The sequence below is a fragment of the Streptomyces sp. ST2-7A genome, from assembly GCF_021390475.1.
GTDB lineage: Bacteria > Actinomycetota > Actinomycetes > Streptomycetales > Streptomycetaceae > Streptomyces.
The window spans coordinates 56,187-72,558 of sequence record NZ_JAJUWS010000015.1; the positions used below are offsets into that span (position 1 = coordinate 56,187).

Annotated in this window: 15 protein-coding genes and 1 pseudogene; 9 read left to right on the top strand and 7 right to left on the bottom strand. The window is 74.5% G+C overall.

Annotated features, from left to right (window positions below; genetic code table 11):
* Nucleotides 1–170: 170 nt before the first annotated feature.
* Both LZF96_RS11560 and LZF96_RS11565 read right to left on the bottom strand, forming a co-directional pair.
* Nucleotides 171–788: pseudogene (locus LZF96_RS11560) on the bottom strand (TetR/AcrR family transcriptional regulator); the annotation flags it as partial.
* A gap of 202 nt (nt 789–990) precedes the next feature.
* Entirely contained in the window at nt 991–2,109 is a 1,119-nt protein-coding gene (locus LZF96_RS11565) for a zinc-binding dehydrogenase (protein ID WP_233869838.1), read from the bottom strand.
* A 391-nt stretch (nt 2,110–2,500) separates the two neighbouring features.
* Here LZF96_RS11565 and LZF96_RS11570 point away from each other — a divergent pair, with 391 nt between their 5' ends.
* From LZF96_RS11570 to LZF96_RS11580, 3 genes are all read left to right on the top strand, one after another.
* Nucleotides 2,501–4,405: a hypothetical protein gene (locus tag LZF96_RS11570; RefSeq protein WP_233869840.1), complete on the top strand. Its 1,905-nt coding sequence runs from the start codon at nt 2,501–2,503 to the stop codon at nt 4,403–4,405.
* Nucleotides 4,406–4,590: 185 nt separating this feature from the next.
* A complete protein-coding gene (hmgA, locus tag LZF96_RS11575; protein ID WP_233869843.1) occupies nt 4,591–5,931 on the top strand; it encodes a homogentisate 1,2-dioxygenase in 1,341 nt (446 codons plus the stop codon).
* An 85-nt stretch (nt 5,932–6,016) separates the two neighbouring features.
* The gene (locus LZF96_RS11580) at nt 6,017–6,772 is read left to right on the top strand and encodes a GntR family transcriptional regulator (protein ID WP_233869846.1); all 756 of its coding nucleotides are present in this window, start codon (nt 6,017–6,019) and stop codon (nt 6,770–6,772) included.
* 178 nt (nt 6,773–6,950) lie between these two features.
* Here LZF96_RS11580 and LZF96_RS11585 read toward each other — a convergent pair whose 3' ends face one another.
* Nucleotides 6,951–7,214, bottom strand: a complete 264-nt coding sequence (locus LZF96_RS11585) for a hypothetical protein (protein ID WP_233869849.1) — start codon at nt 7,212–7,214, stop codon at nt 6,951–6,953.
* A 272-nt stretch (nt 7,215–7,486) separates the two neighbouring features.
* On the opposite strand from LZF96_RS11585, the gene LZF96_RS11590 reads away from it, so the two are divergent.
* The gene (locus LZF96_RS11590; protein ID WP_233869852.1) at nt 7,487–8,623 is read left to right on the top strand and encodes a DUF5925 domain-containing protein; all 1,137 of its coding nucleotides are present in this window, start codon (nt 7,487–7,489) and stop codon (nt 8,621–8,623) included.
* A 260-nt stretch (nt 8,624–8,883) separates the two neighbouring features.
* On the opposite strand, the gene LZF96_RS11595 is transcribed toward LZF96_RS11590, so the two are convergent.
* Complete coding sequence (locus LZF96_RS11595) at nt 8,884–9,282, bottom strand: GntR family transcriptional regulator (RefSeq protein WP_233869980.1); 399 nt, start codon at nt 9,280–9,282, stop codon at nt 8,884–8,886.
* 494 nt (nt 9,283–9,776) lie between these two features.
* Between LZF96_RS11595 and LZF96_RS11600 the strand changes: the two genes are divergently transcribed.
* Both LZF96_RS11600 and LZF96_RS11605 read left to right on the top strand, forming a co-directional pair.
* Nucleotides 9,777–10,853, top strand: coding sequence for a lytic polysaccharide monooxygenase auxiliary activity family 9 protein (locus LZF96_RS11600; RefSeq protein WP_233869855.1), 1,077 nt, complete (start codon nt 9,777–9,779; stop codon nt 10,851–10,853).
* A gap of 319 nt (nt 10,854–11,172) precedes the next feature.
* Nucleotides 11,173–11,778, top strand: coding sequence for a pyridoxamine 5'-phosphate oxidase family protein (locus LZF96_RS11605; RefSeq protein ID WP_233869983.1), 606 nt, complete (start codon nt 11,173–11,175; stop codon nt 11,776–11,778).
* 137 nt (nt 11,779–11,915) lie between these two features.
* Here LZF96_RS11605 and LZF96_RS11610 read toward each other — a convergent pair whose 3' ends face one another.
* A complete protein-coding gene (locus LZF96_RS11610; protein ID WP_233869858.1) occupies nt 11,916–12,779 on the bottom strand; it encodes a triacylglycerol lipase in 864 nt (287 codons plus the stop codon).
* Nucleotides 12,780–13,014: 235 nt separating this feature from the next.
* Between LZF96_RS11610 and LZF96_RS11615 the strand changes: the two genes are divergently transcribed.
* The 3 genes from LZF96_RS11615 (at nt 13,015) to LZF96_RS11630 (ending at nt 14,721) form a co-directional block, all read left to right on the top strand.
* Entirely contained in the window at nt 13,015–13,320 is a 306-nt protein-coding gene (locus LZF96_RS11615; RefSeq protein ID WP_233869860.1) for a sigma factor, read from the top strand.
* 345 nt (nt 13,321–13,665) lie between these two features.
* Nucleotides 13,666–14,040 (top strand): hypothetical protein, encoded by a 375-nt coding sequence (locus LZF96_RS11625; protein ID WP_233870018.1) that lies wholly within the window; start codon nt 13,666–13,668, stop codon nt 14,038–14,040.
* A gap of 9 nt (nt 14,041–14,049) precedes the next feature.
* A complete protein-coding gene (locus LZF96_RS11630) occupies nt 14,050–14,721 on the top strand; it encodes an HAD family phosphatase (protein WP_233869862.1) in 672 nt (223 codons plus the stop codon).
* A gap of 61 nt (nt 14,722–14,782) precedes the next feature.
* Here the strand turns inward: LZF96_RS11630 and LZF96_RS11635 are convergent, their stop codons facing one another.
* Together LZF96_RS11635 and LZF96_RS11640 are read right to left on the bottom strand one after the other, a co-directional pair.
* The gene (locus LZF96_RS11635; RefSeq protein ID WP_308294187.1) at nt 14,783–15,454 is read right to left on the bottom strand and encodes a GNAT family N-acetyltransferase; all 672 of its coding nucleotides are present in this window, start codon (nt 15,452–15,454) and stop codon (nt 14,783–14,785) included.
* Entirely contained in the window at nt 15,451–16,281 is an 831-nt protein-coding gene (locus LZF96_RS11640; protein WP_233869864.1) for an urease accessory protein UreD, read from the bottom strand. The genes LZF96_RS11635 and LZF96_RS11640 overlap by 4 nt, the downstream gene beginning before the upstream one ends.
* Nucleotides 16,282–16,372 lie beyond the last annotated feature (91 nt).

Below are 16,372 nucleotides of genomic sequence, written 5' to 3' on the forward strand. Positions count from 1 at the left end.
GGACCGGCTCAGGGCGCGCCGGGGTCGTCCGTTCCCCCCTCGGCCGGGCGGGCCGGCGGGGGCGCGTCCCCGGGGGTGGAGGGGGCGGTCCGGTCGGGGAGGTCGGTGTCGGAGGGCGCGTCCAACGCCTCCGCGGCCCGTTCCACCGCCCGGGTGGTGGTGTCCGCGTCGGCGCCGACCATGCGCAGCGCCAATCCCGCGTACAGCAGCGCCAGCTCTCGGGGGGTGTCGGGGCCGGCCGGGTCGTACCAGCGCGCGACGTCGATGCACAGCGACAGCAGGGCTCGGGCGGTGCCGCGCACGTCCCCCACCCGGAACTCGTCGGATGCCACTCCGTCCGCGATGACCCCCCGCACCAGTTCGGCGGTGCGCCGGCGCAGCCGCTGGATCTCCGCGTAGTGCTCCTCCCCCAGCGCCGCCAGCTCGTACTGCACGACCCGGGCGCGGGTGTGGTGCTCGGCGTGCCACCTGGCGAAGGCGCTCACGGCCACCGCCAGCCGCTCGGCGGCGGTACCGGGACCGTCCGCCGCGTCACCCAGGATCCGCGCCACCCGCTCGTGGCCGTAGACGCTGATCTGGTGGAGGAGCTCCTCCTTGGTGCGGTAGTGGATGTAGAGCGCGGCGGGGCTCATGCCGGCCCGTCCGGCGATGTCGCGGGTGGTGGTGGCGTGGAAGCCGCGCTCCGCGAAGGACTCCACGGCGGCCAGCAGCAGGCGGCCGGCCGTCTCGTGGCCCGCGGAGGCGGCGAGGGAGTCCGCGCCGTCCCGGCGACGTGTCCGAGCCGGCATGTCCGCCTCCGCTTCGCGCGTCCTCCGGGCGCGGGGCGGGCACGCCGGTCGGGCGTTCCGTCCTCCGCGCGGCCGACGGGATGCCGGCCGGGGCTCACCCTACACCGAAGCCCTGAGCGTTCGCTTAGCGATGTCGTTCCCCGGACGGCCGACGGCCCAGCCGCCGACCGCTCCGCCCGGCCCGGTGCCCCCGGGTCCCGATTCACCCGTCGTGGACGACCAGCGCCCGGCCGCCGCGTCCCGCCAACATCGCCTCGAAGGCGTCCGGCACGCCGTCCAGGGCGATCCGGTCGGTGACCAGCGCGGAGAGGTCGAACCGCCCGGCCAACACGTGCTCGGCCAGTACCGGCAGGTCACGGGCGGGCACGCTGTTGCCGTAGACGCAGCCGCTCAGGGTTCGGCCGGTGATGAAGAGTTCCAGGGCCGAGAAGGTGACCTTCTGGTCCTTCCCGCCGATGCCCACGACCACCGCCCGGCCACCGCGACGGGTGGCGCTCCAGGCGGCGCGGATGGTCTCCGCCCGGCCCGCGCACTCGATCGCCACGTCCACCCCGAGTCCGCCGGTCAGTGCCCGCACCTCGCGCGCCGTGCGGTCGGAGGCGAGCAGGAAGTCGGTGGCTCCGGCCGCGCGGGCCAACGGCTCCTTGCCCTCGGAGACGTCCACCGCGACGATCCGCGAGGCGCCCGCGATCCGGGCCGCCTGGAGGACTGCCAGGCCCACCCCGCCGACGCCGATCACCAGGACGCTCTCGCCCTCCCGCACCCGGGCGTTGTGGTGGACCGCCCCCCAGCCGGTGAGCACCGCGCAGCCGAGCAGGGCGGCCTCGGCCGGCGGGATGCCGTCGGGCAGTGGGAGCACCGCGTGCTCCGGGACGACCGTCTCCTCCGCGAAGGCGGCCACGGTCAGACCGGGGTACAGCTCCCCACCGTCCTCGTCGCGCGCGTAGGGGGTGGTGGTGCCGGCGTTGGCCTCCGCGCACAGCCAGGGCTCGGCCAGGACGGCGCAGAAGTGGCACCGGCCGCAGGAGGGGGCCCAGTTGAGGATCACGCGCTGTCCGGGGCGGATCGACTCGACGCCCTCCCCGACCTCCGTGACGGTGCCCGCGCCCTCGTGTCCGAGCACGGCGGGCACGGGGTGTGCCAGGGTGCCGTTGGCCAGGGAGAGGTCCGAGTGGCAGACCCCGGCCGCCGCGAGCCGGACGCGCACCCGGCCGGGGCCGGGGCGGGGCAGCCTGATGCGGGTCACCCGCAGGGGTGCGCCCACCGCCGGGAGGACCACGGCGCGCACGGACTCGGTCGGGGTTCCATCGATGCCGGACATGCCGATCACGCTAACGGCGGGGACCGCGCGTTGTCAGCGCCGGCGGCCCGGGCCGCCGCGTGGTCGGGGAGGATTCGGCACGTTTCGCCCACCCGGCTGTGCCCGGGACACAGCCGGGTGGGCGGGGGCCCGGGCCGTGGCACAACGGCATGCCCCTTCCGGTGGCGGGCGTTCGACGGGAGACCGGCCCTCCCGGTGGGCGGGGAGCGGATGCCCGCGCCGATCGGGAGTGTCCGTGCGCGGCTCGCCGACCCGTTCGAGGCGGATTCACACTCACGGGTGACGGATGTCGCGGCAATCCCGTCCATCGGGTGACGCTGGGGCCCGGCACCCGCGACACGCGCCGCCGTGCGCCGCTGACCGGGGGCCCCGGATATGGCACGAAAGAGGCATGACACACCGGCGGATGCCCAACGAACGGCTGCGATGCCTGCTGGACGAGGCCGACTGGACCCAGGAGGCGCTGGCCCGGTCGGTGAACGCGATCGGCTCCGAGATCGGGTGCCCACTGCGGTACGACCGCACCGCGGTGGCGCACTGGTTGGCCGGCACCCTGCCCCGGGAACCCGTCCCGGAACTGGCCGCCGAGGCCCTCTCCCGAAGGATCGGACGGCCGGTGACACCGGAGGCGGCCGGTTTCGGGCCCGGTGGCACACGCTCCCCGGCGCGGGGAACCGCGAACGCGCCGACGCACGACACCGACTCCGGCCACACGGCCGGGGAAGCCACCCCCGGGGACACGACGGACGGTTTCGCCGCCGCGTGCCGGACGGACGCCGAGGGTGCCCGCCTGGCCCCGATGCGACAGCGACCCTATCGGGTGGCGGAAACCGAGGTACCGGGCCCACCGAGCGAATCGGTCGACGACCGGACGGGCGAGTGGATGTTCGATCCCCGGGTGACCTCCCCCGCCCGGGGAGCCGGCCGGGCGGGGAACACCTCCCCGCTTCCGGTCCGGGGGACGGGCCCGGCGCCCCCGACCCCGGGACGCCTCTCCCGTCCGCCGGTCGAACACGCCCACCGCGCCCCGCACCCGCGCGACCCCGGGGCACCGGGGCACGGCACGGGCCGATCCCGCGAGGAGGGGCCCGGCTCGGGAACGGCACTGTGGACGGACCGGGGCGGCAGGCCGGGGCAGACCGGCCGGTTCGAGGAGGGGGCCACCCCGGCCCTCTTCCCCTGGCCCCCGCGCCCCGGTGGCGGCCGGGGGAGGAACGGGCGGCACCGGACCGCCGGACCGCGCGTCGAGGGCCACCGACCGGCCGGCGCGGGTACCGCCCCCGCCCTGTCGGTCCCGGCGGGCGGCCGACCGGGCCTCCCCCTCCCCGTCGGCAAGCCCGACACCGGCACCCCGGCGTCCCCGGCCCCGCCGCCGCCCGCTGCTCCGGTCCTCCTCGACGGGGGAGCCGAACTCGCGGCGCTGGAGGACGCCATCCGTTTCTTCGCCGGCTCGGTGAACGCCCGGGGCGGGCGGCACGCACGCGGCGCGCTGGCCTCCTACCTGGCCGACGACGTGGCGCCGCTGCTGGGTTCGCGCCGGTCCACCGCCCGGCGCCGCGAGGTGCTGGTGGCCGCCTGTCGGCTGTGCTTCCTGCTCGCCCGCATGTACGAGGACGGCCGGCTGCACGGGCTGGCCCAGCGCTACTACACCTTCGCCCACCGGCTGGCCTCCGAGGCCGGGGACCGCGCCGCCTGGAGCACCGTGGTGCGGGCGATGAGCGCCCAGGCCCAGCGGTTGGGACATCCCGCGGCGGCGCTGCGCCTGGCGGAGACCGCCGGACGGGCGGTACACGGCGCCCCGCCCGGCCCACAGGCTTACGTGCAGGCGCAGTTGGCGGTGGTACTGGCGCTCAGCGGCGAACGGCGGGGCGCGCTGGGCGCCCTGACCGCGGCCGAGCGCGCCGCGGAACGCGTCGGGGACCCTCCGGGCCCGTTCGACGGCTATCCGACGGCGGCGTTGCGCTTCCAGTCGGCGGCGGTGCTCGAGGCGCTGGGAGACCTGCCCGGCGCGATCACGCAGTTGCGGACGGCCGGTCGGGAGCGGGACCCGGCGGACGTGCGCGGACACGCGCTGACCGACGCCCGACTGGGGCACCTGCTGTTGCGCCGGGGGCACCTCGAGGAGGCCTGCGCGGCCTGGGAGGGGCTGTTGCGGGGACGGGACCGGCTGCGCTCGGAGGAGGTGGAACTGGCCGTGCTGGAGATGCGGCGGGCCCTGCGTCCGCACCGGGGACGCGGGGACGCGGCGGAGATCCTGGCACGCTCCCTGCCCTCGCCCGGGCCCGGTGGAGGCTGACCCCCCGACGCCCGGGCGGGTGCGGGATCCCCGGTGGGCACCGGACGCCCCCGACCGCCGGGGATCCCGGGGGCGACGTTCCGCGTCGAACCGTTGACGGGACACCACCGCATTCCTATGCTCAGCCACATGAATTGTCGTCGGTGACGCGCCGGGGCGGCACCGGACAGCCGCGGGAGGGCACCATGGACGACACACACGGTTCGGGACACGGCCACGGGAGCTCCGGGAACCCCGCGGGGTCGCGACGCCCTCCGGCCGGTTTCGGCAACGAGCACAGCAGCGAGGCACTGCCCGGCACCCTGCCGGTCGGCCGCAACTCCCCCCGCCGCCCCGCCCGGGGCCTGTACGCCGAACAGCTCAGCGGCAGCGCCTTCACCGAACCCCGCGCCGACAACCGGCGGTCGTGGCTGTACCGCGTCCGACCCTCGGCCGCCCACCCGCCGATGCGCCGGATCGACTCCGGGACCCTGTTCGGCGCGCCCTTCGCCGATGTCCCGCCCGACCCGAACCGGATGCGCTGGAACCCCGTGCCCGACCCGGAGCCGGGTACCGACTTCGTCCGGGGCCTGTGGACCCTGGGCGGGAACGGCGACGTACGCACCCGCTCGGGTGTGGCCATCCACCTGTACCACGCCGACGCCCCCATGAAGGACCGGGTGTTCTGCGACGCCGACGGCGAACTGCTGTTGGTCCCCGAGCGGGGCACCCTGCTGTTGCGCACCGAGTTCGGGCCGCTGCGCGCGGGCCCCGGACACATCGCGCTGATCCCGCGCGGCGTGCGGTTCCGGGTGGAACTGCCGGACGGACCCGCGCGCGGTTACGTCTGCGAGAACCACGGCCGCCCCTTCACCCTGCCCGAACTCGGCCCCATCGGCGCCAACGGCCTGGCCGCGCCCAGGGACTTCATCGCCCCCGAGGCCGCGTGGGAGGAGTCCGGGGGTCCGGTGGAGGTGATCACCAAGTACGGCGGAGCGCTGTGGTCCGCCGAGTGGGACCACACCCCGCTGGACGTGGTCGCCTGGCACGGCACGCTGGTGCCCTACGTCTACGACCTGCGCCGGTTCAACGTGTTGGGCTCGATCAGCTTCGACCACCCCGATCCCTCGATCTTCACCGTCCTCACCTCGCCCTCGGACACCCCGGGCCTGGCCAACGCCGACTTCGTGGTCTTCGCGCCGCGCTGGCTGGTGGGCGAGGACACCTTCCGCCCCCCGTACTTCCACCGCAACGTGATGAGCGAGTACATGGGCCTCATCGAGGGCTCCTACGACGCCAAGGCGGAGGGCTTCGTGCCGGGCGGCGGATCGCTGCACCCGATGATGTCGGCGCACGGGCCCGACCGCGAGACCTTCGAGCGGGCGAGCGCCGAGGAGCGCGGCCCGCAGAAGATCGACGACGGTCTGGCGTTCATGTTCGAGACCCGGTGGCCGATCCTGCTCACCGGGCAGGCGCTGAATGCCGGACACCGGCAGCGGGACTACGACCGGGTGTGGGAGGGTCTGGAACGGAACTTCCGTCCCTGACACCCGCCCGCGGGACCCGGGAGGGGCGCCCGGGAGGGGGACGGAGGACCCGAGCCGCCCGGGTTACCCGCAGGGAGGGACCGACGTGACCGTTTTCGCCCCCGATTCCCTTGAACTCAACCGCAAGTTGCCGTTGTGGTACCAGGTGTCCCAATCCCTGCGGGCCTCCATACTCGGCCGGCCCGCGGGCTCACCGTTGCGATTGCCCACCGAGGAACGACTGGCCGTGCACTACGGCGTCAGCGTGCTCACCATGCGCCAGGCGCTCAAGGAACTCGAACAGGAGGGGTTGATCAGCCGGCACCGCAGGCGCGGCACCTTCATCGAACCGGACGTGCCGCGCGGGGCCCCGGTGCCGCTGCTGGGCTCGGTGGACGCCATCGTGGCCCAGCAGTCCGGTGAGCCGACCACCCTGTTGGAGCACGGACCGATACCCGTGCCACCCGAACTGGCCGATCGGTTCCCGGCGTTGACCGAGGTGGTCCGGTTCACCCGGCTGCGCCGCGATCCGGACAGCGGGGAGCCGACCAACTGGGCGGAGAACCTGCTGCCCCCGGACGTGGCCGCGCTGATCGACCCGGCGGTGCTGGAGCGCTGGCCCATGACCCGGGTACTGCGGGATGTGGCGGGGGTGGCTCCGGCACGCATCGCCAACACCGTTCAGGCGCGACTGGCGGAGCCGGAGACCGCCCGCTTGCTGGAAATCCCCCTGCTGAGCCCGATCCTGCACTGCACGGGGGTCACGACGAACGGGGCGGGGCGGGTCGTGGACGTGGTCCGCATCCACTACCGGGGAGACCGCTTCTCCTTCTCGGTCTCGGTGGACGCCGCCCCCGGCTGAGCCCGTCCCGGAGGGGCCGGCCGGACGATCGGTTCGGCCCGGCCACGGCACACCGGTCGGGCGGGAGCACGAGCGGGGTCGCGCGCGTCACGCGTGGCGGGGCGGTGGGGTCGGCCGGGTCACCGACACGGTCGCGGCCACGGGGGCCGCGACACGTGCCGTGTGACCGTCCGGCCGTTCAGCCCCGCCCGCCGAAGATGGAGCGCCGCAACCGGCGCAGCGGCGCCAGCAACAGGACCCGGGCGCCGGGGCGCTCCGGGGCACGACTCCGGTCACGAGCCGTCAACTCCAACATCAGCGAGGTGGCGTCCGCCGCTTCGCGCGGGGACACGGCCGGGCCGGAAAGCACGCTCAGGTGACGGTCGAGACGCGAACCACTCGCGCCGCTCCCGCAGGTGATGGCAGGCACTCGGGGCCTGCTCCGTGCCGTTATCCGCTCCATGACTCTCCCACCCGTGACGAGGGCACCCGGTACGGGCGAACCCACCCTAACGCCCCCGAGGGACGACAGGATATCCCGGACCCATGTGTCAGCCTTCCCGATGAGGAACGGGAACGAACGTACCCGGGCCGATTCGACTCTCCTCGGGTCCCCCTCCTCCCCTTCCTCCGCCCATCCGGCCCCCGCTCCCGGACCGCGCTCCCGACGCCCGTCCGGGGCGACGCGCCGAAACCACTGTGCGGGAGACCCCCGCCTGACGGATCATGGGGCGCATGTGTTCCGAGCGCCGCCCCGGTTCCCCGCCCCCGCCGCCCTTCCGGTTGGTGGTCAACGACCCCGACTCGCCCACCGAGACCATCGACACGTTCCTGGTCAGCCGCTTCGCGGAGGGCGAGTTGCCGTACGCGCGCGAACGCCGCCTCGGCCAGATCAAGGAGGGGCACACCCTGCTGCCCCCGGAGGCCGAGCCGATGCTCTCGGTGCGCGGCGACGACGGCTGGACGGTTCTCGCCATGGGCGGGGACTGGGCGGTGCGGTCCCGCAAGTGGCGCTTCGGCGCCATGGTCACCGTGGTCGCCGCCACGGAGGAGCGCGCCGAACAGGTGCTCAAGCAGGCCGTCGACGGCGCCGAGGAGGAGGAACGGACCGAGCCCTCCCGGGTGCCGATGGGCTTCTGGCACCACTCGCCGCGCGGCGGCCCGGTGCGCACCAGCCGGGTCATCGACACCGAGAGCTGGGAGGAGGCGCGCGGGAACTACTCGGTTCCGGTCGCCGGGGCGTTGGACCGGCTGATGGCCACCACCCCCGCCTCCGTCTCCGGAAGACTGCTCCTGCTGCACGGTCCGCCGGGCACCGGCAAGACCTCCGCCTTGCGGACGTTGGCCCGCAGTTGGCGCACCTGGTGCCGGGTGGACTGCGTGCTGGACCCCGAACGGCTGTTCAACGATGTCGGCTACCTCATGGACGTGGCGATCGGCGAGGACGGTCCCGACGACCACGAGGACAACGAGGACGGCGAGGAGGGCGGGGGCTCCAAGTGGCGCCTGCTGCTGCTCGAGGACTGCGACGAGTTGATCCGGGGCGGGGCCAAGAACACGGCCGGCCAGGCGCTCTCCCGCCTGCTCAACCTCACCGACGGCCTGCTCGGCCAGGGACGTCGGGTACTGGTCGGCATCACCACCAACGAGGATCTGGAGAAGCTGCACCCCGCCGTGGTCCGGCCGGGACGCTGCCTGGCCCGGATCGAGGTCGGTCCGCTGACCCGTCCCGAGGCGGTGCGGTGGCTGGGTACCGAGGAGGGGATCGGGCCGGAGGGCGCCACCCTGGCCGAGCTGTACGCGTTGCGCGGCGGCGAGTCGCCCACCTCGGTGCCCGAGCCCCGACCGGCGGGCACCGGCGCCTACCTGTAACCGTTCCCACCGCCCGGTCGGGGGCCCGGGATGGGATCGGGCGAGCGGCCGTTCGCGCGGTCCCTCCCCCGCGTTCCGGGCCGCGCGGGCCCCGGCGGACCCCCGGCCCGCCCGCCGGGTCCGCCGGGGCCGCCGGGTCCGCTCCTCGACGGGTCACGCCGTCCGGAGCCGTCTTCCCGGCGGGGCCGGGTGACAGGGTTTTCCGGAGCCGGAACCGGGCGCCCGGGCCGGGAGGCGAACGACCCGGTCCACCCGGCGGGTCATTCCGCGCGGGGTGGTTCCCCGTCGGCCCATACCGCCCGGACGGCGCCCTCGGCCGCGGCGCGGGTGGCCGCCTCGTCCAGTCCGAGCCGCCTGGCCAGGCGGGCGAACCCTTCGGCCGCCCGGGCGACCTCACGGGCCGCGGCGTCGCCCGAGCCCGCGACGACGGTGCCGTTGCGCCCCCGGGTCTCGATGACGCCGTCGGCCTCCAGGGCCCGGTACGCCTTGGCGACGGTGTTGGCCGCCAGGCCGAGGTCGGCGGCGAGCCCGCGCACGGTGGGCAGTCGCAGCCCGACGGGGAACTCGCCCGAGCGGGCGCCGGCGGCGATCCGGGCCCGGATCTGCTCGTAGGGGGCGTCCGGGGAATCGGGATCGATGGTCAACCTCACCCGCCCGATTCTGCCCCGGGTCCGACGATCGGCGGGGGACGTGCCCGGGGAATCGGAGCGGGAGGGGTCCCCGACGGCCGGTCGGGATCACCGCCGGGCGTCCGACGGCCGCCGGAGCCCCCCTCTCCTTCCCTCCCGTATCGGCGACACCGTCCCCGGGTCGAACACCGGAGGGCCGGCACGGAACCACCTCCCCGGGCGTTCCGGCCTCCCCGCCCCTCCCGGGACCCGCTTTCGGAGCCACCCGACGCAAGGGGCGAAACGGGCGCACCGGACAGCGGTCTTAACCGTCTTTCAGGCTCTCCTTAACAGCGTCATAAGGGAGCCCTTTTCGGCGGTCGGCGCAGGTCAGCGGGGCTAACGTAAGTCTTGCCAGGCGGAGTTGGCGGATCCGGGACCGGGTGTTCGCGCACCGGGCCGGTTCCATCCGGTCGATCCCCACCGAGTCGCGCCGGTGGGGACCACCGCACCACGATGCCCCCCACAGCGAGGAGAAGCCCCCCATGTCCCCCCGACGTTCAGCAGCCACCGTCGGCGTTCTCGCCGTCGCCCCGCTCGCCCTGAGCCTGCTGGCAGCCGGCCCCGCCGCCGCCCACGGATCCATGGACGACCCGATCAGCCGGGTCAAGCTCTGCCGCGAGGAGGGCCCGGAGTCCCCGCGGTCGGACGCCTGTCGAGAGGCCGTCGCCATCGGTGGCACCCAGCCGTTCTACGACTGGAACGAGGTCAACATCGCCAACGCCGCCGGGGCGCACCGCTCGCTCATCCCGGACGGCCGACTGTGCGGCGCCGGTCGCGACAAGTACACCGGACTGGACCAGGCCCGTGCCGACTGGCCCGCGACGGCCATGAACAGCGGCAACCACACCTTCCGGTACACCGCGACCGCCCCCCACCCCGGTGGTTTCGAGCTGTACATCACCACCCCCGGCTGGAACCCCGCCCAGCCGCTGCGCTGGTCGGACCTGGAGCTCTTCGGCGAGGTGTCGAGCCCGTCGCTGGTCAACGGCGACTACGTCTTCGACGCCACCATCCCGCAGCGCCGGGGCCGCCACCTGATCTACAGCGTCTGGCAGCGCACCGACAGCCCCGAGGCCTTCTACACCTGCTCCGACGTGGTCTTCGGCGCCGACACCACCGGTGCCCCCGTCGTGGAGCGCCCCGCCGAGCCGGTGGACGTGATCGAGGGGGTGGATCCCACCACCGTGGGGGACCACCCGGACCACGAGCACCACCACGGGGCCGAGGAGGACTACGACGCCCCGGCCGCCGCCGAGCGGGCCGGCAAGGAACTGGACAAGTACGACCCGAACGAGGCGACGGACGCGCCCGAGGACTCCGCGGAGGTCTCGGAGGACGTCGCCGGCGACTCCGGAGCGGACGCCGACGAGGGCGCTGATGGCGGGCAGCCGAACGCCCCGGCCCCCCACGGAGGCGGCGACGAGGTCAGGTTGGCCACGACCGGCGGCGACCCGGGCACCCTCGCCACGGCCGTCGGCGGTGCCGCGGTCCTGACCCTGGGTGCGGGCGTGCTGCTCGTGACAGCCCGCCGCCGGGCGTCGGGGCGCGGCAGCGCCTGAGACGTTCCTCTCCGGACCGGTGCCGCCGGCTCCCTCCCCCACCCCTGTGGGGAGTCGACGGCACCGCCCCACCGCTTCGGCCGGACCGGCGGAATCCGGCCGAAGCGGAACGGGCCCCGCGCCCCCGACCCCTCGCCCGGACGGGCGGGCGTAGGGTCGGGGGCGCGGTCGTGTGCGGCCCCGGAACCGGGCCGCCGGTCAACAGGGACGGAGCGCGCGCGTGAGCGACACGGGGAGAATCGACACCACGGACCACACGAACGGCGGCGACGCCGCGGACGAGCGGTCGGGGACCGATCCGCGCGCCGGCCTCACCACGATCGACTCGGCGGCCGAACTGCGCGAGGTGGTGGGCGAGCCCCTGCCACGCACCCGTGACAAGGCCCGCCCCTCCCTGCACGCGTTGGATCGGGCGTGGCTGACCCACGCCCCGCTGTGCCTGCTGGCCACCGCCGACGACGAGGGCCGCTGCGACGTCTCCCCGCGCGGGGACCCCGGCCGGTGTGTCCTGGTCCTGGACGACCGGACGCTCGCCCTGCCCGACCGTCCGGGAAACAAGCGGGTGGACAGCCTGCGCAACATCCTGGTCAACCCCCGGGTGGGGCTGATCTTCCTGATCCCCGGACGCGGCGACACCCTCCGGGTGAACGGGCGGGCCCGGATCGTACGGGACGCCCCCTTCATGGACCGGATGGCGGTGCGCGGGCACCGTCCCCGGCTGGCGGTGCTGGTGGAGATCGAGGAGGTCTACCACCACTGTTCCAAGGCGTTCCTGCGCTCGCGCGCCTGGGAACCGGGCACCTGGGAGCCGGAGTCCCTGCCCTCGCGGGCCCGGATCGCGAAGGCGCTGGAACGGCCCGACGACTCCCTGGAGGAGTTGGAGGAGTACTACGGCCCCTCCTACGCCGAGCGCCTCTACCGCTGAGTCCGGGCCGGCGGAACACCACCGAGCACCGGCGTCGTGCGGCCGGCGCCGGTCGACCCGGCCGCGGGACCGGATCGACCGGCTGTCGGTGGGCCCCGCCGCCGGAGCGGCGGGGACGGTGCGGCCGACCCCGCCGGTCAGCCGATGACGGACAGGCAGGTGGTGGGCCTCGCCCGCGAGGGGTCGAGGATGTTGGCCACCTCGTGGAAGACCACGCGGTCGGTCAGCCCCACCCCGGCGTGCTCGGAGAGGTTGAGGGCGCACAGGTCCTGCACGAGGATGTTGCGCACCCCCGGCTCGTCGATGAACTGCGTGCGCCACGGCGTCACGATCTGGTCGTACCGGGTGGCGAGGACCGTGTAGGAGACGCCGGGGACGGTGTAGCCGTCCGCGTTGAGCGAGGTGAGGAAGTCGGATCCGACGACCTGTTGGCCCAGCGCGGGGGCGTTGAGGAACAGGGCCTCGTCGAGGCCGGGGAAGAGGTCCAGCAGACGGGTGAGGCCCAGCAGCGTCGTGCCGTTGGTGCTGGGAGCTATGGCGATCAGCTTGTCGACCCTGTCGGCGGCGCCCGGATGGTGCTTGAGGTAGTACCGGGGCATCAGGCCGCCCTGGGAGTGGCCGACCAGGTCGACCTCCCGGGCTCCGGTGGTCTCCAGTACCCGGTCCACGAAGACCGCCAGGTCACCGGCGGATTCCTCGATGGGGCCGAGCCCGTGGAAGACCGGGACACCGGGGAGGACTCCGTGGTCCAGGGAGAAGACGCAGAAACCGCGGTTCTTCAGATAGGGGGCGAGGCCCAGCCAGTTCACGTGCTTGTTGGCGAGGGTGCCGTGAACCAGCACCACGGGGCGCGGGTTGCGCTCGGAGGGTTTGCAGGACCAGTCGTTCCAGCCGCTGCTCGGGGGAGCGGCCGCCTGCGCGGCGCCGGTCGGGAGCAGGGCGAGGACCAGTGCGAACACCAGCCCCGCGCACAGGCGCGTCCATCTGTTCCGGGACAGCATCGAGTGGCTCTCCTTGGGGATCGCGGGAGTGGATCACTTGGGGGGTGACACCACGGCGATGCGGTCCGGACCACAGTTACTGCCGAGTACATGCCAAGTTACGACCAAGTAACCGAACCGCCCATCCTCGCGACGGTGAAGAAGTGATCACGCGACCTTCACGTTGAGCACACGATGTCCTCCGCGTTCCGGGGGGGACACGGGGATCGGGTCACGCCGAGGGAAGGGAGTCCCGTTGACGACCTCGTCGACCACGGGTGCCGGGAATCACGATGCGGCAGCGGCGGCGATCCGAGCCGGTGACGAGGCGGCCTTCGCCCTGCTCGTCGAACGACACCGCAACAGCCTGCGGACCCACTGCCACCGGATGCTCGGTTCCTTCACCGACGCCGAGGACGCGCCGCAGGAGACCTGGCTCCGGGCCTGGCGCGGCCGACACACCCTCCACGGGGAGCACGGCGTCCGCCCCTGGCCGTACCGCATCGCCACCCGTGCCTGCCTCGACGCCCTCACCGGCCCCGGGCCCCCGTGCCCGCCGTGAACGGCACGGGCGCCCCGGCCCACTCCCCGAGGGCCGAGGTGACCTGGCTGGAGCCCTACCCGGACGAACTCCCGGACCCACCGGCCCCCGAGGAGGAACGCCCGGAGGCGCTCGCCCTGGCCCGGGAGACGATCGAGTCGACCTTCATCGCCGCACTGCAACACCTACCGCCGCGCCAACGCGCGGTGCTGATCCTGCGGGACGTGGCGGACCGCTCCGCCGCCGAGACCGCGGAGATCATGGGGACGAGCGTCGCCTCGACCAAGAGCGCCCTCCAGCGGGCGCGCGCGGGACTGCGCGAGCACATGCCGATGGGCGGAGGGCGGGTACCTCCTGATCCAGGAGGTGGAACTCGAACAGCACGGGGAACGGGTCGTCGGGTTCGAGGTGATCGGCAGGCGGAAGCCCTTCGGGGCGGAGAAGCCCGATCCGGAGATCACGTCCCGGTTCCACGACAACCACGGCAACACCCTCGACCACGTCTACGAGACCGAGGACGACACCCTGATCATCCGGGGTGGCGAGAAGGGCTCCCCCGCCCATTACCGGGGCACCTTCTCCCCGGACGGGAGGACCGTGACCGGGGCGTGGACGTGCCCCGGCGGCGGTGGTTGCACCTCCACGATGACCAGGCTCGACACCCCGGTTTCCCGAAGGACGCCCCGAAGGCCCCCGGGCGGCCCCCGGACCGGTGCGGGGGCCGCCCGGGTCGACGGTTAGCCTGATCGGGTGGCATCACCGGTGGAACTGGTCATCTTCGACTGCGACGGCGTCCTCGTGGACAGCGAGCGGATAGCCCTGCGCGTCAACGTGGAACTCGGCGCCGAGTTGGGCTGGACGATGGACGAGGAGGAGATCCTCGACCGCTTCCTGGGACGTTCCGGCGCCGCGGTGCGGGAACAGATCGCCGAACGGCTCGGCGAGGCCACGGCCACCGAGTGGGATCGGCGGTACCGGGAACGGCTGCACGCCGCGATACCCGACGAACTGACCCCCGTGCCCGGTATCCGATCCGCGCTGGCCGAACTGGCCGGCCGGGAGGAACGCGGTGAGTTGCTCACCTGCATCGCCTCCAGCGGTGACCACGCCAAGATGCGCCTCACCCTGGGCACCACCGGCCTGTACCCGCGCTTCGAGGGGCGGATCTTCAGCACCACGGAGGTGGCCCGCGGCAAGCCGGCCCCCGACCTGTTCCTGCACGCCGCGCGCCGTATGGGCGTGGCGCCGGCCGCCTGCGTGGTCGTGGAGGACAGCCACTACGGGGTGCGCGCCGCCCGGGCGGCGGGGATGCGCTCGCTGGGGTACGCCGGCGGGCTCAGCCGGCCGGAACGGCTGATGGGCCCGGACACCATCGTCTTCGAGGACATGACACGGCTGCCGGAGCTGATCGCCGGTCTGTGAGCCGGGCCGTCCGCGTGGGGCCCCGCGTTCGGGCCGAGCCGCGCGCGGACGGCGGTGACGACTACCGCGCCCCGGGCCCGCCGGCGCTCCGGGGGCCGCCCGGCGCGTCACCGGGCGCGGTCTCCCGGGGATCCCGGTGGAAGATGGTGGTGGGGTGCAGCCGCCCCATGGGGTCGGCCGCGTAGTCCGGCACCCGACCCACCTCGATCCAACCCGCCACCCGGTAGAAGGTCTCCGCCGGGCTGTCGGTCTCCGTGTCGAGCACCAGGAGCGTGAGTCCGGCGGACGCCGCCGCCCGCTCGGCCGCGGCCAGCAGGGCCCGGGCCACTCCCCCGCGCCGCGCCGTGCGGGCCACCATCAGCTTCGCGATCTCCCCCCGATGCCGGCCGTTCGGCTTGGTCACCGGATACAGGGAGATGGTCCCGATCACCCCTCCGCCGGCGTCGCGGGCGATCCACAGCCACAGATCGCCGGCGGCCACCTCCGGAACCCGGTGCTCCCACCAGGTCCGGGCCGCGGCCCGGTCGAGATCGGCGAGGAAGCCGAGGGAGGCGCCACCCGCCACGGCGTCGACGAGGATCTCTGCCAGGCCGTCCAGGTGGGACAGGAGGGCGGGGGCGTTCAGGCGGGTGATCACGGGGCCGGCGGGAGCCGGTGTCGGAAGGACCTCGGTGTCGATGTCGACGCGATCGTCGATCTCCGGGGCGACGGCGGTGGCCGGATCGGTCGTCACACGGATCTCCTGTCGGAAGGGGAGCCGGGAGGCGGCTCCGGTGCGGGTGCGGGAAGAGGGTGTGTCGGGGCCCGGTCGGCGGAGGGATCCATCCGATCGAGCAGGTGACGCAGGCCCAGGCCGTCGTCGGCGACGGCGGAGACCAGGATCGCATCACCCGCCGGCGACATCCGGGCGGCGAGGCCGGCGGCGCCGGGATCGGTGGCGACGGTCGGGGCGGCGGCCGTCCCGGGGGCGGACCCCGGCGCGGCCGGATCCACCCGCAGAATCTGTCCCGCGGCCCGTCTCCCGCCCATCACCGCGCCACTCCGCCAACCGGGTTCGTCCGGCCCGTGGGAGGTCTCCTGGTCGAGCAGCACCCGACCCGCCCGGTACACGGTCAGCCGGGCGACCAGCCGGCCCGGCTCCTCACCGGCCCGCCCGGCGAGGTGCTCCTCCCGGTAGTGCAGACGGGCGCCGGGAGCCAGGTGGATCCGGGTGCGGGCGTACAGGTCGCTGCCGCGCGCCGAGATCAGCGGTTCGGGGGTCCAGTGCAGTTCGGCGTCCCCACCGACATGGAGTTCGGTCAGGTATTCGGCCCGGTCCCCCCGTGCGCCGGGCAGGGCGACACAGGCGGCGGCGGAGACGACGTGCAGGCCGGCGCCCGGCAGAACCGTGACGGTGAGTGCGAGGCGATCGCCGTTGAGCGGCGCGCTCATGGCCCCGACCAGGCACACCCGGGGGCGCGGCCCCGTCGCACGGGTGCGGCGCACCGCGAGGGGGCCCTCCCCCCGCAGCTCCGGCAGGCGTCCACCGGGGGCGGCCGTGATCCGCGCCGAGGCGGTCACGGCGGTCGACCCGGCCCCCGACGGGGGTACCGGACCGGCGGAGGCCGTGGTGCCCCCGCCGCCGGGCCCGGCGGCGGAAACCCCGGGGCGG